We start from the raw sequence: 14270 nt of genomic DNA, 5'->3' as shown, positions 1-14270 counted from the left end.
CTCGACGTCACTTCTCGAGCCAGGTGTCGTAGAGCGTCGGGGTGGAGACCGTCGGCATCGCACGGAGCCCGTGCACCGAGGTCCGGTAGAGGTAGTGGTTCTGCTGGTCGTAGAGCGGCAGCACGTAGTAGCCGTCCAGCACGATCTTCTGCGCCTGCGTGTAGAGCGCCTGCCGCTTGGTCGCGTCCTGCTCCTGGCCGGCCTGCTGCAGCACGGTGTCGAGCTGCGGCAGGTTCACCTGGGCGAGGTTGGCGAAATAGCCGCTCGGTGCGGGCTTGATCGACGCGGAGTCGTAGACGATGTCGAGCACACCGGGGCCGACCTTGGTGTACGGAGCGCTCACGATCTCGTACTGGTGCTTCGCGAGGGCGCCGTACCAGCTCGACAGGTCGAGCTGCTGGATCTCGACGTCGAACCCGAGCGACTTCGCCTCGGCCTGGATCTGCTCGAAGAGGGCCCGCTCGGCGGGGATCGACTGGTTCGTCGACACCGGGAACCGCACGGTCAGGCGCTGGCCGTCCTTGGTCCGGTAGCCGCTCGAGTCGCGGCCCGTCCAGCCGGCCTGATCGAGAAGGCGAGCCGCCTTCGTCGTGTCGACGTCGAACAGCGACTTGTCGGAGTAGCCGCTCTTCTCCACGCTCGAGAGGAGCGAGTAGGAGCGGGTGGCCGTGCCGAAGAACAGGCTCTTGATGCCGGCGTTCACGTCGACACCGGAGATGAACGCCTCTCGCACCCGGTCGTCGTCGAACGGGGCCTGGCCGGAGTTCAGCTCGAGCCGGTCGGAGACGCCCGGACGGGGCGCATTCAGCTCCTTCAGCTGCGAACTCTTGCCGGCGGCCACGATCGAGTCGGGCTGCGCGTTGTCGATGACGTCCACGTCACCCGACTGGAGCGCCGCATAGCGGGTCGCCGAGTCGGGGATGAAGCGCCAGGTGATCGTCTTCAGGTAGGCGGGCCCGGTGTGGGCGGCGTCCTTCGGGGGCGAGGTGTACTTCGGGTTGCGTGTCAACGTGATCGCCTGCTGCTTGACCCACTTCGTGACGACGAACGGGCCGGTTCCGACCGGCGACTCGCAGTTGACGGCCTGCGACCGCTTCAGCGCGGTCGGCGACTCCATCGCGAGCCAGGGCTGGGAGAGGGAGTCGAGCAGCGAGCTGTCGGGGGAGGAGAGGTCGAGGCGGACGGTGTCGGTCGAGGCGGCGACCGCCTTCGAGACCTTCTGCAGGGCCAGGTAGCCGGTCGACGACAGCGTCGACGGGTTCTTCACGTGCTCGATGTTGGCGACCACGGCCGCGGCGTCGAACGGCGTGCCGTCGGTGAACGTGACGCCCTTCTTCAGGGTGAAGGTGAGGCTCGACCCGTCGGCGGCGGTCTTCCACGACGTGGCGAGCCACGGGATCGTGTTCCCGGCCTTGTCTTTCGAGACCAGCTCTTCGAGGTACTGCGAGGCGACGAGAGCCTGCGGGTAGTTGCCGCCGACGTGCGGGTCGAGGCAGGTGGGCTCGGCGTCGCCGGTCGCGTAGGTGAGGGTGCCGCCCGCGACGGGAGTGCCGCTCGCCGTCGACGCGCCGGAGCCGGAGGTGCAGCCGGTGAGGACGAGGAGGCTCGCAGCGGCGAGAGCGAGGACGGGCACGATCGGGGGGCGCATGGGACTCCGGAAGAGGAAAGGGTGAGAAAATGGACTGGGTATAATAAGTCCGAATGGAAAGCCTACCCGGAAGAATGGCGACGTGACACCCACCGCACGAACGGGCCGCCCGAAGCGCTCCTCCGCCGAGGTGCTCGCCGACGCCGCGTCCGAACTCTTCCTCGAGAACGGCTATGCCGGCACGACGGTCGAGCAGATCGCCCAGCGCGCGGGGGTGAGTCGCGGCACCTTCTTCAACTACTTCGGCGGCAAGTCCGACCTGCTCTGGCTGGACCTCGATCGGAGTCTCGCCGGTCTCGAGAGCGCGCTCCGTGCATCCCCCGCTCTGCCGGCCGTCGAGGCCGTGGTCGAGGCGCTGCTGACGGTGGCGCGCGACCACGACGCCGAGCGGGTGCCGTGGGCGCTGACCCAGGGCGACGCGATGCAGCTCGGCGACGAGCTCACGGCCTCGGCCGCACTCCGGTTCGTGAAACTGCAGGCCCTGGTGGCCTCCTTCGTCGGCGAAAGACGAGGCGAACGGCAGGATGCACTGCTCCCGCAGGTCGTGTCGTCCGCGCTCCTCGCCGCAGCCGGGTCCGCCGCCGTCGTCTGGGCCCGAGCGGGCATCGGCCGGCGGCCCCTCGTCGAGGTCGTCGAGGAGGCCCTCCGTCCGGTGGCGCGAGGGTTGTCGGGGCCGGCGTCGACTCAGCCGACGCAATCGACCTAGGAGAGCGAACCGGGCAGCGCGTCCGCCGTCTTCGGCACGAGATCGGGCTCGTCCGGGGCGGACAGGGTGAGCACCGCCTCTTCCACGCCGTCGTTCTTCTCGAGGTCGCGCTCGACCCGGCGGAGGGCGATCGCGACGTGCTCCTCCGTGTCGTTGCCCTTCATGTCGACCGCGGCGACGACGTACAGGCGCCCCGGTCCGGTGAACTCGGTGTGCAGGTAGGTGACGCGATCGATGTCGTCGCGCGCGAGCAGGCGGCGCAGGACCGTCGACTCGACCTCGTCGGTCGGCGCCTCGCCCACCAGGAACCGGCGGTTGCGGTCGATCAGCACCAGGGCGACCAGGCCGAGGAGGATGCCGACGAGGATGCTCCCCAGGGCGTCGAACACGGCGAGACCGGTCAGCTGGTGCAGCAGCACGCCGAGGAAGGCGATGACGAGGCCGACGAGGGCGGCCGAGTCCTCGAAGAAGACCGCCCGCAGGGTGGAGTTCGAGGTGCCGAGGACCTGGCGCATGAGAGGGATGCGGCGCTTCACCGCAGCCCCTCGCGCCTGACGGAACGCCTGGAGGAACGACGTGCCCTCGAGGACGGCGGAGATCGCCAGCACGATGTAGTTGATCAGGTAGTCGGTCTCGTTCGCCGTCGAGCCGAGCTCGGTGATGCCGTGGTAGATCGAGACGGCGGCGCCCACCATGAAGAGGCCGAAGGCCGCGAACATCGACCAGACGTAGGTCTCTTTGCCGTAGCCCAGCGGGTGGTCCGCGTCGCGCGCCTTGCCGCCTCGTCGGTCGGCGACGTAGAGGAAGATCTCGTTGCCCGTGTCGGCCCAGCTGTGCGCGGACTCGGCGACCATCGAGGCCGACCCGGTGAGCAACGACGCGATGGTCTTGGCGATCGCCACGAGCAGGTTCGCGCCGAACGCGATGATGACGGTCAGGCTGCCCTCGGGCTTGGCGGGGGCGTCGGGAGCGTCGGTCGTCATCCGACCAGTCTGCTCCTCTCGTCGACGCTCCGATCCAGCAGGTAACATGGGGGACGCATCGATCCGGCCATCACCGGGGAGCACTCGGAAGAACCCGCAGGCCGTCGTCACGAGGCCGGCGTCAGTAGAACCGAGCGGGGCAGGCCCGTCACAGCCGAAGCAGAGTGGTCGGGTGCGAGAGCGCCGGGCAAACGAGGTGGTACCGCGGTTCGAGAGCATCTCTCGGGGCGTCCTCGTGAAGTCGAGTCACCCCACCTGCAAGGAGAACCGATGGCCAAGCGCACCGTCCCCTCGTCGCCGAGCTTCCCCGACATCGAAAAGGGCATCCTCGCCTTCTGGAAGGGCGACGACACCTTCCAGGAGTCGATCCGCAACCGCGAGGGCTCGGACGAGTGGGTCTTCTACGACGGCCCGCCCTTCGCCAACGGCCTGCCGCACTACGGCCACCTCCTCACCGGCTACGCCAAAGACGTCTTCCCGCGCTTCCAGACCATGCGCGGCAAGCAGGTGCACCGCCGCTTCGGCTGGGACACCCACGGTCTGCCCGCCGAGCTCGAGGCAATGCGTCAGCTCGGCATCACCGAGAAGCACGAGATCGACGACATGGGCATCGCCGAGTTCAACGCCGTCGCCCGCAAATCCGTGCTCGAGTACACCAGCGAGTGGCAGGACTACGTCACCCGACAGGCCCGCTGGGTCGACTTCGAGGACGACTACAAGACCCTCGACATCACCTTCATGGAGAGCGTGCTCTGGGCCTTCAAGCAGCTCTGGGACAAGGGCTTGGCCTACGAGGGCTTCCGCGTGCTGCCCTACTGCTGGCACGACGAGACCCCCCTGTCGAACCACGAGCTGCGCATGGACGACGACGTCTACAAGATGCGTCAAGACCAAACGGTCACCGTCACGTTCCCACTCGTCGGCGAGAAGGCCGAAGCCCTGGGGCTCACCGCCGTCCGTGCCCTCGCCTGGACCACCACGCCGTGGACCCTGCCGACGAACCTGGCGCTCGCCGTCGGCCCCGACATCGAGTACGCCGTCGTCCCGTCCGGCCCGCTGGGGGCTTCCGACGGGTCCGCCGAGGGCCTTGCCGAGTTCCTCCTCGCCACCGACACCGTGGCGGCCTACTCCAAGGACCTCGGCTACGAGAGCCCGGGGGATGCCCTGGCCGCCGTCTCCCGGACCATCACGGGTCGCGATCTCCAGGGTGTCGACTACGACCGCCTCTGGGACTACTACGCCGACACCGAGAAGTGGGGCACCGAGAAGGCCTGGCAGATCCTCGTGGCCGACTACGTCGCCACCGGTGAGGGCACCGGCATCGTCCACCAGGCGCCCGCCTACGGTGAAGACGACCAGGCCGTCTGCGCCGCGGCCGGCATCCCCGTGCTCATCTCCGTCGACGAGGGTGCCAAGTTCCTCCCGATGTTCGGCGACATCCAGGGGCTCCAGGTCTTCGAGGCCAACAAGCCGATCACGCAGAAGCTCCGCGACGAGGGTCGGCTGCTGCGCCAGGCGAGCTACGAGCACAGCTACCCGCACTGCTGGCGGTGCCGCAACCCGCTGATCTACAAGGCGGTGTCGAGCTGGTTCATCGGCGTGACGCAGTACCGCGACCGCATGGTCGAGCTGAACCAGGAGGGCATCTCCTGGGTGCCTGAGAACGTGAAGGACGGGCAGTTCGGCAAGTGGGTCGCCAACGCACGCGACTGGTCCATCTCCCGCAACCGCTATTGGGGCTCGCCGATCCCGGTCTGGAAGAGCGACGACCCCGAGTACCCGCGCATCGACGTCTACGGTTCGCTGGCCGAGCTCGAGGCCGACTTCGGCACCCTCCCCCTGAACGCCGAGGGGCAGCCCGACCTCCACCGCCCCTTCATCGACGACCTCACCCGGCCGAACCCCGACGACCCGTCGGGCCGCTCCACCATGCGCCGCATCGAGGACGTCTTCGACGTCTGGTTCGACTCGGGCTCGATGCCCTTCGCCCAGGTGCACTACCCGTTCGAGAACGCCGAGTGGTTCGACTCGCACAACCCGGCCGACTTCATCGTCGAGTACATCGGGCAGACGCGTGGCTGGTTCTACGTCATGCACGCGCTCTCCACGGCCTTGTTCGACCGTCCCGCGTTCTCCAACGTGATCAGCCACGGCATCGTGCTCGGCTCCGACGGCCAGAAGATGTCGAAGAGCCTCCGCAACTACCCGAACGTCAACGAGGTCTTCGACCGCGACGGTGCCGATGCGATGCGCTGGTTCCTGATGTCGTCGTCGGTGATCCGCGGCGGCAACCTCGTCGTCACCGAAGAGGGGATCCGCGAGTCGGTGCGGCAGTTCCTGCTGCCGCTGTGGAGCACCTACTACTTCTTCACCCTCTACAGCGACGCTTCGGGCGACAGCGGCTACGAGGCGAGCTGGCGCACCGACTCCACCGACGTCCTCGACCGCTACCTTCTGGCCAAGACCGGCCAGCTCGTCGCCGACGTGGCCGCCGACCTCGAGGGGCTCGACTCGCCGCTCGCGACCCTGAAGCTCCGCGACTTCGCCGACGTGCTCACCAACTGGTACGTTCGCCGCTCGCGCGACCGCTTCTGGGGCGGCGACGACACGGCGGCCTTCGACACGCTCTACACCGTGCTCGAGACCGTGACCCGGGTCGCCGCTCCGCTCGCTCCTCTCGTCGCCGAAGAGGTCTGGCAGGGTCTCACCGGCGGTCGCAGCGTGCACCTCACCGACTGGCCGGACGCCTCCGCGTTCCCGGCCGACGACGCCCTGGTGGATGCGATGGACCGCGTCCGCGAGATCGCCTCCGCGGGTCTGGCGCTGCGAAAGGCGACGGGCAACCGCGTCCGTCTCCCGCTCGCGAAGCTCACTGTCGTCTCGCCCGACCCGTCCGGTCTCGCCCCCTTCGAGGCGATCCTGCGCGACGAGCTCAACGTCAAGGAGGTCGTGCTGACGACCCTCCGCGAGGACAGCCTCGGCGAGTACGGCGTCAGCCGGAAGCTCACGGTCAACGCGCGCGCCGCCGGTCCCCGCATCGGCAAGCAGGTGCAGCAGGTCATCCCCGCCGCCAAGAAGGGCGACTGGTCGCCCGAGGGCGAGAACGTGGTCGTCGGCGGCATCGAGTTGCTGCCCGGCGAGTTCACCCTCGAACTGGCCGTGGCCGACGCGTCGAGCGCCATCGGATTCGTCGGCGACGGCGGCTTCGTCCTGCTCGACACGGCGACCACGCCCGCTCTCGAGGCCGAGGGTCTGGCCCGCGACGTCGTCCGCGCCGTGCAGCAGGCCCGCAAGACGGCCGACCTCGACGTGAGCGACCGCATCCGCCTCTCGCTCGGCGTCGACCGGGTCGCCGAGGCGGCGATCGAGGCGCACCGCGGCCTCATCACCGACGAGACCCTGACCACGAACCTCGAGGTCACGCTCCTCGACGACACCCTTCCCACCCCCGACGACGCGATCGTCGTCGGGTCCGGCTCCACCGTGACAGTGCAGGTACAGCGCCATGAGTGACACCCCCCGCGGCCCCCGCGACGACGACGAAGACGACGAGACGTTCGACCCGGGCCCCCTGCCCGACGTGTTCGGCACCCGCGAGGACTTCGGCGACTTCCCGACCCTCGGCGACGACGACGAGCGCGATCACGACGACCGCGACGACGAGCGTCGAGCCGAGGCCGACGAGATCGCGGCGGAGAAGGAGCGCGACGCCCTAGCCGCTCGACAGGTCTTCGAGGAACTGCTCGCTCGCGTGGGCGAGCAGGCTCCGCAGCCCCGACTCGGCGCCACTCGCCGTGCGGTCGAGCTGCTCGGCGATCCGCACCACGCCTACCCGGTGATCCACTTGACGGGAACGAACGGCAAGACGTCCACGAGCAGGATCATCGAGAGCATCCTGCGCTCGTACGGTCTTCGAACCGGTCTGATGACGAGCCCGCACCTCACGAAGGTCAACGAGCGGATCGTCATCGACGGCGAGCCCATCTCCGACGCCGCGCTGGCGTCGAACTGGGCCGACATCCAGCCGTTCCTCGTGATCGTCGACACCGAGCTCGCGGCTGCGGCGGAGGAGCCCCTCACCTACTTCGAAGCCCTCACCGTGCTGGCGTTCGCGGCCTTCGCCGACGCTCCCGTCGACGTCGTCGTGCTCGAGGTCGGCATGGGCGGCGAATGGGACTCGACCAACGTCGCCGACGGCCAGGTCGCCGTCTTCACGCCCATCGCCCTCGATCACACCAAGCGCCTGGGCAACACGGTCGCCGAGATCGCCCGCACCAAGTCGGGCATCATCAAGCCGGCCGCGAACGTCGTCAGCGCTCTTCAGGTGCCGGAGGCCCTGGAGGAGCTCAAGCGGGCCGTCGAACTCACCGAGTCGACTCTCGTGGTCGAGACGCAGGGCTTCGGCGTCACCGCCTCGGCGCCTGCGGTCGGCGGCCAGCTGATCTCCGTCCAGGGGCTCGCGGGCCGGTACGACGACCTGGCGCTGCCGCTGTTCGGTCGCCACCAGGCGCAGAACGCCGCCGTGGCCATCGCTGCAGTCGAATCCTTCCTCGGCAACGGCACCCAGGCCCTCGACTCCGAGCTGCTGGCCGACGGCCTCGCCGCGGTGACCAGCCCGGGGCGCCTGCAGATCCTGGCGAACGACCCGGTCATCCTCGTCGACGCCGCCCACAACCCGCACGGGGCTCACTCGCTCTCGCAGGCCCTGGGGGAGTACTTCTCGTTCGACAAGATCGTCGCCGTCCTCGGCATCCTCGCCGACAAAGACGCAGCGGGCATCGTCCGCGAGCTGGCACCGACCGTCGAGCACTTCGTGATCACGCAGTCCGACTCCGAGCGGTCCATCGACGCCGACGAGCTCGCCGCGATCGTCGTGGGTATCGTGGGTCCCGACCGGGTGACCGTCGAGCCCAACGTCGTCAGTGCCCTCGGAGTCGCTCGAGACTACGCCGAAGAGGGCGAGCGAGGCGCGGTCGTCGTGACCGGCTCGATCACGCTCGTCGGCGAGGTCATCGGCCTCACGAAAGAAGAAGGATGGAAATGACCGAGTCCGGCCCGCACGATGCCCCCGCGGCAGAGGGCACGAGCGCGGCACCTCCCCGTGCTCGGCGCCCTCGTCGCGAGCGCGGCCTGACCGAGAGCCTGCTCTCGATCATGCTCGTTCTCGAGATCTGCGTGCTGTTCTTCGTCATCTTGAACGCCGCCGGCGCCCATGCCGTCTCCGTGCCCGTCGCGTGGTTCGGCGGTCTGGCCTTCATCGTCGTGATGGGCCTCACCTCCGGCGTGCTCCGCTACCGCTGGGGCGTGATCGTGGGATGCGCGCTGCAGGTCCTCCTGCTGCTGACGGGCCTGCTCGTGGTGCTGATGTGGGTCGTCGGCGCGATCTTCGTGGGCCTCTGGATCTTCTGCCTCGTGAAGGGCATCCAGATCGACCGACGCAACGACGCCTACCGCGCCTGGCTGGCCGCCAACCCCGACGCCCAGGTCTGATCCGGTCCATCCCGACCCGCTAACCTGCCACCACCCCTGAACCGAACGATCTGCAAGGAGCCACCGTGTCCGACCTCGAAGAAACCCTGGTCCTCGTCAAGCCCGACGGCGTCGCCCGCAACCTGACCGGCGAGATCCTCCGCCGCATCGAGCAGAAGGGCTACGGCCTCGTCGACGTCAAGCTCGTCGAAGCCGATCGTGAGCTGCTCTCGAAGCACTACGAGGAGCACGTCGGCAAGCCCTTCTACGAGCCGCTCGTCGAGTTCATGGAGTCCGGCCCGATCGTCGCGCTCCGCATCGAGGGCAACGGGGTCATCGCCGGCTTCCGCTCGCTCGCCGGCGCGACCGACCCCACGACCGCCGCCCCCGGCACGATCCGGGGCGACCTCGGCCGCGACTGGGGCCTGAAGGTGCAGCAGAACCTCGTGCACGGCAGCGACTCGGTGGAGTCCGCCGCCCGCGAGCTCGCCCTCTGGTTCTAGCCCGTCTCATCACGGTCTCGGACCGCCTCGTCACGCAGAAGGCCCCCGCTCCTCTCGAGGAGCGGGGGCCTTCTGCGTTGTCGGCACACGCCGTGCGCGACGACCGCGGATCAGCTCGTGGCGGTCGAGGCCACGAAGGAGGAGAACGCGCTGGCGTCGGTGAGCGAGCCCGAGTAGAGCTTGCCGTTCACGATCACGGTCGGCGTGCCGGTGACCTTGGCGACCGACGAGTTCGGCAGCTTGTCGCTGAGGGCGCGTTTGGTGGACGCGGTCACCCAGCTCTTGAACGTCTCGTTGTTGACACAACTCGTGATGTCGCTGCTGGACGCGCCCGCCCCCTTCAACAGACTGAGGATCTTCGCGTTGGTGAGACCGCTCGTGCCCTCCGCCGGTTGATTGGCGTAGAAGGCCGTGGTCACGGCGAGGAAGTCGTTCGGGTCGTAGTTGGCCACGCAGGCGGCCGCGTTGGCGGAGCGCGACGAGTAGCGCGTGCCGAGCGACGAGCCGTCGAGGATCGAGATGGGGTGGATCTCGTACGTGACCGCCCCCTTCTGCAGCCAGGTCTTGATCTGAGAGGCGTTCGCGGTCTCGAACTGGTCGCAGTAGGGGCACTGGTAGTCGAGGTAGACGGTGATGTTGACGGTGCCGGTGAGCTTCTTGTCGTCGGTCGCCGTGGGCGTCCCGCCGGATTTGATCGCCGCCGTCTTGACGGCCGAGATCTGACTCGTGGTCGCGTCTCCCTTGAGGAGGATGCCGTCGCTCGCCATGTTCGCGGGACCGGGGCCGGCGGGCTTGACCGAGGAGATGATCACGAGGGCGACGATGACGAGGATCGCCAGGACGCCGACGATGATGCCGCTGCGGGCGAAGACCGTGTTGCGGCGTTTCTTCCGTGCCGCCGCCTCCCGGGCGAGGCGGGCCTTCTCGCGGGCCTCTTCACGGCGGTCGCGCTTGTTGGGGCCGTTGTCAGGGGGCGGTGTCATGTGTCCTCGGATCTGCGGATGCGTCGGGTCGGGATCGGTTCGTAAGAACGTTATGGTGACGCGTCATGGATTTCCTGAGAAGGTGCTGCCCGTGCATCCCACGCCCCGGAGGGCCCTTCGTCAGCCGAAGAGCGTCGTGAGCAGCGTCGGGAAGTGCTGGATCACGATGACGATGATCACGAGGTAGTTGATCAGCGGGATCACCCACGAGTAGGGCAGGAACGCACGCATGCGCCGCTGCAGGGCCGCGTTCTTCGTGAGGTTGCCGTTGGCGAGGTTCCAGACGGTGAAGACCCAGAACAGCGGGATGGTGGCGCTCCAGACGAGCATGCACCATGGGCAGAGGGCCCCGATCGAGAAGACGGTCTGCGTGAAGAGCCAGGTCACGAAGACCCACGCCAGGAAGAGGCCGATGTTGAAGGCGACCCAGTACCACCGGGCAAATTTCGCACCGGCGAGGATGCTCACGCCGACGGCTATCGGAGCGACGAAGCCGGCGACGCCGATGATCGGGTTGGGGAAGCCGAACAGGTGCGACTGCCAGCTGTCGATCACGGTCGAGCAGGAGACGAACGGGTTGATGTCGCAGCCGAGCGCCTTGGTCGGGTGCTCGAGGAGTTCGTACTTCTCGTTGACGAGCTTGAACGCCCCGTAGAGGCCGATGCACCCGGCGACGATCAGGAGGATCGCGGTCATGACGGGCTTTGCGGATCGCTCTCGGAGCGCGGTTTGTGACGACACCTTCGTATTGTGGCATGAGGCGAATCGTCGCCTCGGGGCTCACCGTGCGATAATCGGGACAGTCCCAGGGTGAGAGCCGGGCCGACACAGTTTTTCTCGCCGAATCCGGTTTTCCTCGAAGGCGGCGAGACATGCATCACCGGTTTCGAGAACCAGTTCTGAGCAGTATTTGACAATTCGCGCCGTGACAGGGCGCGGTGGTCGATGCCACGGGCCGACCACAAGACGATTTCGCGGAGTTGCGAGACGAGCCGACCAGGGGGCCGGCACGTGATCCGGCTTCTGCGCTGAAGAGTTCCCGGGGTGTCCGTCCCGTCGATCGAGAGATCGAACGGGCGCGGAGCCCGCGGGTCGAGGAGTTGCACCTACATGGTGGATAGAAACGACAGTTCGAACAGGAACGACAGCACCAACAGAAACACCCCGAAGAAGAGAAGCAGGCTGTTCGCCGGATTCCGGTCGCGACAGGCGGCTGCCGACAAGGCGCCCGAAACGTCGACCGCGTCGACCGCCGAACCTACGGTCGCCGTGGCGTCGGTCGAGCCCGCCGCTTCTCTTCCCACCCGATCGACGGAAGCCGAGCGGGCTCTCTCGCCCGACGCCTCCGTCCTGCCTCAGGAGGCACCTTTGACCGACGACACAGTTCTGAACGACGACACCACCCAGGTGAGCGAGAGCCTCGACGAGGTGCTCTCCACCCCGGAGATCGGCGAGAGCGCCCAGGCCGAAGCCGAAGAGGCGAAGAGCGCCCTCACGTCGCCGTTCCAGGTGCCGCTCACGACCACGAGCCTGATCTTCCACGCTCCGGAGATCGCGCCCCTCCCGGCCCGCGACGACTTCCACGATGATTTCTCCGACGAGGACGACGACGAGGGCCCCGCACCGCGTCGCCGCTCCCGTCAGCGCACGGGCGGCACGCAGCCGCCGCACGACGAGGTCACGTCGTCGCGCACCCGCAGCCGGGCGAACCGCGAGCCCCGCGAGCAGCGCGAGCCCGAGCTCATCACCGAGCCGCAGCGCATCAAGGGCTCGACCCGCCTCGAAGCCAAGAAGCAGCGCCGTCGCGACGGTCGCGACGCCGGTCGCCGCCGCCCCGTGGTCACCGAGGCCGAGTTCCTCGCCCGCCGCGAGAGCGTCGACCGGAAGATGGTCGTCCGCTCCTCGGGCGACAGCATCCAGATCGGCGTCCTCGAAGACGGCATCCTCGCCGAGCACTACGTCGCCAAGTCGCAGAACGTCTCGCTGATCGGCAACGTCTACCTCGGTCGCGTGCAGAACGTCCTGCCCTCGATGGAGGCGGCCTTCGTCGACATCGGGCGCGGCCGGAACGCCGTCCTCTACTCCGGCGAGGTCGACTGGGACAGCGTCGAGCACTCGGCCAACCAGCCCCGCCGCATCGAGCTCGCTCTCAAGCCGGGCGACCGAGTCCTGGTCCAGGTGACGAAGGACCCCGTCGGCCACAAGGGCGCCCGCCTCACCTCGCAGATCTCCCTTCCGGGTCGATTCCTCGTCTACGTGCCCAACGGGTCGATGAACGGGATCAGCCGCAAGCTCCCCGACACCGAGCGCGCCCGCCTCAAGAAGATCCTGAAGGAGGCCCTGCCGGAGAACACCGGCGTGATCGTCCGCACCGCGGCCGAGGGGGCCACCGAAGAGCAGCTCACGCTCGACGTCAAGCGCCTCCTCAACCAGTGGGAGGACATCTCGAAGAAGGTGGAGGCCGGCAACGCCCCCGCGCTCCTGCACTCCGAGCCCGACCTGCTGATCAAGATCGTCCGCGACGTCTTCAACGAGGACTTCCACCAGATCGTCATCGACGGCGAGGAGTCGAAGGCCACCATCGAGCAGTACCTGTCGGCGGTCGCTCCCGACCTCCTCGACCGCGTCGTGGCCTACGAGGGCGACAAGGACGCCTTCGACGAGTTCCGACTCAACGAGCAGATCGACAAGGCCCTCGACCGCAAGGTCTGGTTGCCCTCCGGTGGTTCGCTCATCATCGACCGCACCGAGGCCATGACCGTCGTCGACGTCAACACCGGCAAGTTCGTCGGCTCGGGCGGAAACCTCGAAGAGACCGTCACCAAGAACAACATCGAGGCGGCCGAAGAGCTGGTTCGTCAGCTGCGACTCCGCGACATCGGCGGCATCATCGTCGTCGACTTCATCGACATGGTGCTCGAGTCGAACCGCGACCTCGTGCTGCGTCGACTCGTCGAGTGCCTCAGCCGCGACCGGACCAAGCACCAGGTCGCCGAGGTCACTTCGCTCGGTCTCGTGCAGATGACCCGCAAGAAGCTCGGCCTGGGGCTGATGGAGTCGTTCGAGGAGATCGGCGTCGACCGTCAGCAGGCACAGGAGCAGCAGCAGCAGAACCGCCAGCGCTCGCAGGAGCGCCGTCGTGGCAAGGCGGCGGCTCCCGCCGCCTCGAACGGCAAGAACGGCAACGGCTCGTCGGCCACCTCGGGCGCCCATCCCGTGACCGCGTCGACCCACGTCATCACCGACGACGTCAAGAACGCCCTCGCCCAGATCGCCGCCAGCACCATTCCCCACGCCGACGGCGAGCAGCCGACCGCGACCGAGACCGCCGCAGCGGTCGAGGCGGCCATCGACGCGGTGGCGGCCAGCATCCAGGGCTCGACCCCGGAGGCGGAGTCCACCGACTCGTCGGCGTCGAACGCCGAGGCGCCCTCCCACCAGCCGTCCAGCGGCCGGTCCCGTCGCGGTGGCCGAGGCGGACGCCGTGCATCCACCTCCACCTCCGAGGCGACGTCCGAGTCGACCCCGGCCGGCCTGATCGACCTGCCCACCGGGCCGGCTGCGGCTCCGGCGGCTTCGGCTCCGTCCGCCCCGGCGGCGTCGGCTCCCGCGGCATCCGCGTCCGAGGCGGCGCCGACCGAATCGCGCCCCGAGACCAAGTCGCGGCGCTCGCAGGCCACCGTCACCCAGCCCGAGGCCACGGTCGCCATCCTCGACATCCCCGTCGCCACGGTCGAGCGCGCTCCGCGCAAGGTCAGCACCGAGGTCGCCGAGCAGTTGTTCGACTCCGTCCTCGGCGCCCTGCCCGAGCCCAAGCTGCCCGGCCAGGGGCGCGGACGCTCGCGTCGCGCCTCCAGCACCGGCACCGCGGCGACCACGGCGCCGGCCGCCTCGACCGGCGACTCGTCCGACGGGGCTGCCCCGTTCATCCTCGGCGTGGGAGTATCGTCCGACGACCTCTGAGTCGGATCGACGGCA

General features: G+C 68.4%; 11 protein-coding genes. 6 read left to right on the top strand and 5 right to left on the bottom strand.

The genetic code is table 11. The features are described 5' to 3' along the window. Positions 1-7: 7 nt before the first annotated feature. Positions 8-1648 carry an ABC transporter substrate-binding protein gene (locus tag ABEA39_RS05705; protein WP_345374251.1) on the bottom strand — a complete coding sequence of 547 codons (1641 nt, stop codon included), beginning with the start codon at positions 1646-1648 and terminating at the stop codon, positions 8-10. Positions 1649-1730: 82 nt separating this feature from the next. On the opposite strand from ABEA39_RS05705, the gene ABEA39_RS05700 reads away from it, so the two are divergent. Next, the gene (locus tag ABEA39_RS05700) at positions 1731-2354 is read left to right on the top strand and encodes a TetR/AcrR family transcriptional regulator (protein WP_345374250.1); all 624 of its coding nucleotides are present in this window, start codon (positions 1731-1733) and stop codon (positions 2352-2354) included. Here ABEA39_RS05700 and ABEA39_RS05695 read toward each other — a convergent pair. After that, positions 2351-3337, bottom strand: a complete 987-nt coding sequence (locus tag ABEA39_RS05695; RefSeq protein ID WP_345374249.1) for a cation diffusion facilitator family transporter — start codon at positions 3335-3337, stop codon at positions 2351-2353. The two genes, ABEA39_RS05700 and ABEA39_RS05695, sit on opposite strands and share 4 nt — an antisense overlap. Positions 3338-3607: 270 nt before the next feature. On the opposite strand from ABEA39_RS05695, the gene ileS reads away from it, so the two are divergent. The 4 genes from ileS (at position 3608) to ndk (ending at position 9309) form a co-directional block, all read left to right on the top strand. Beyond that, a complete protein-coding gene (gene ileS / locus ABEA39_RS05690; protein WP_345374247.1) occupies positions 3608-6850 on the top strand; it encodes an isoleucine--tRNA ligase in 3243 nt (1080 codons plus the stop codon). Next, entirely contained in the window at positions 6843-8381 is a 1539-nt protein-coding gene (locus ABEA39_RS05685) for a bifunctional folylpolyglutamate synthase/dihydrofolate synthase (protein WP_345374245.1), read from the top strand. The genes ileS and ABEA39_RS05685 overlap by 8 nt, the downstream gene beginning before the upstream one ends. Beyond that, positions 8378-8827, top strand: coding sequence for a DUF4233 domain-containing protein (locus ABEA39_RS05680; RefSeq protein ID WP_345374243.1), 450 nt, complete (start codon positions 8378-8380; stop codon positions 8825-8827). Before ABEA39_RS05685 ends, ABEA39_RS05680 begins: the two co-directional genes overlap by 4 nt. A 65-nt stretch (positions 8828-8892) precedes the next feature. Next, positions 8893-9309, top strand: a complete 417-nt coding sequence (gene ndk / locus ABEA39_RS05675) for a nucleoside-diphosphate kinase (protein WP_345374241.1) — start codon at positions 8893-8895, stop codon at positions 9307-9309. Between the two features lie 110 nt (positions 9310-9419). On the opposite strand, the gene ABEA39_RS05670 is transcribed toward ndk, so the two are convergent. The 3 genes from ABEA39_RS05670 to ABEA39_RS05660 all read right to left on the bottom strand — a co-directional run bounded on the left by ABEA39_RS05670 (position 9420) and on the right by ABEA39_RS05660 (position 11596). Continuing rightward, the gene (locus ABEA39_RS05670; RefSeq protein ID WP_345374239.1) at positions 9420-10292 is read right to left on the bottom strand and encodes a DsbA family protein; all 873 of its coding nucleotides are present in this window, start codon (positions 10290-10292) and stop codon (positions 9420-9422) included. Between the two features lie 120 nt (positions 10293-10412). Continuing rightward, the gene (locus ABEA39_RS05665; protein ID WP_345374237.1) at positions 10413-10988 is read right to left on the bottom strand and encodes a vitamin K epoxide reductase family protein; all 576 of its coding nucleotides are present in this window, start codon (positions 10986-10988) and stop codon (positions 10413-10415) included. Positions 10989-11398: 410 nt separating this feature from the next. Continuing rightward, entirely contained in the window at positions 11399-11596 is a 198-nt protein-coding gene (locus tag ABEA39_RS05660; RefSeq protein ID WP_345374235.1) for a hypothetical protein, read from the bottom strand. On the opposite strand from ABEA39_RS05660, the gene ABEA39_RS05655 reads away from it, so the two are divergent. Further along, on the top strand, positions 11562-14255 hold the full coding sequence (locus ABEA39_RS05655; RefSeq protein WP_425556924.1) for an Rne/Rng family ribonuclease: 2694 nt from the start codon (positions 11562-11564) through the stop codon (positions 14253-14255). The genes ABEA39_RS05660 and ABEA39_RS05655 overlap by 35 nt on opposite strands. Positions 14256-14270: the final 15 nt, after the last annotated feature.

This window comes from Frondihabitans cladoniiphilus (assembly GCF_039544345.1).
In the GTDB taxonomy this organism is placed as follows: Bacteria; Actinomycetota; Actinomycetes; order Actinomycetales; family Microbacteriaceae; genus Frondihabitans; species Frondihabitans cladoniiphilus.
Note: the sequence above shows the minus strand (reverse complement) of the source record. Positions and strands in the feature narration are given on the sequence as shown.

Bases quoted from the DNA above. Each gene is read 5' to 3' on its own strand.
- ABEA39_RS05705 (WP_345374251.1), bottom strand. From the start codon at position 1,648: ATGCGCCCCCCGATCGTGCCCGTCCTCGCTCTCGCCGCTGCGAGCCTC.
- ABEA39_RS05665 (WP_345374237.1), bottom strand. From the start codon at position 10,988: ATGACCGCGATCCTCCTGATCGTCGCCGGGTGCATCGGCCTCTACGGG.
- ABEA39_RS05680 (WP_345374243.1), top strand. From the start codon at position 8,378: ATGACCGAGTCCGGCCCGCACGATGCCCCCGCGGCAGAGGGCACGAGC.
- ABEA39_RS05670 (WP_345374239.1), bottom strand. From the start codon at position 10,292: ATGACACCGCCCCCTGACAACGGCCCCAACAAGCGCGACCGCCGTGAA.
- ABEA39_RS05685 (WP_345374245.1), top strand. From the start codon at position 6,843: ATGAGTGACACCCCCCGCGGCCCCCGCGACGACGACGAAGACGACGAG.
- ileS (WP_345374247.1), top strand. From the start codon at position 3,608: ATGGCCAAGCGCACCGTCCCCTCGTCGCCGAGCTTCCCCGACATCGAA.
- ABEA39_RS05695 (WP_345374249.1), bottom strand. From the start codon at position 3,337: ATGACGACCGACGCTCCCGACGCCCCCGCCAAGCCCGAGGGCAGCCTG.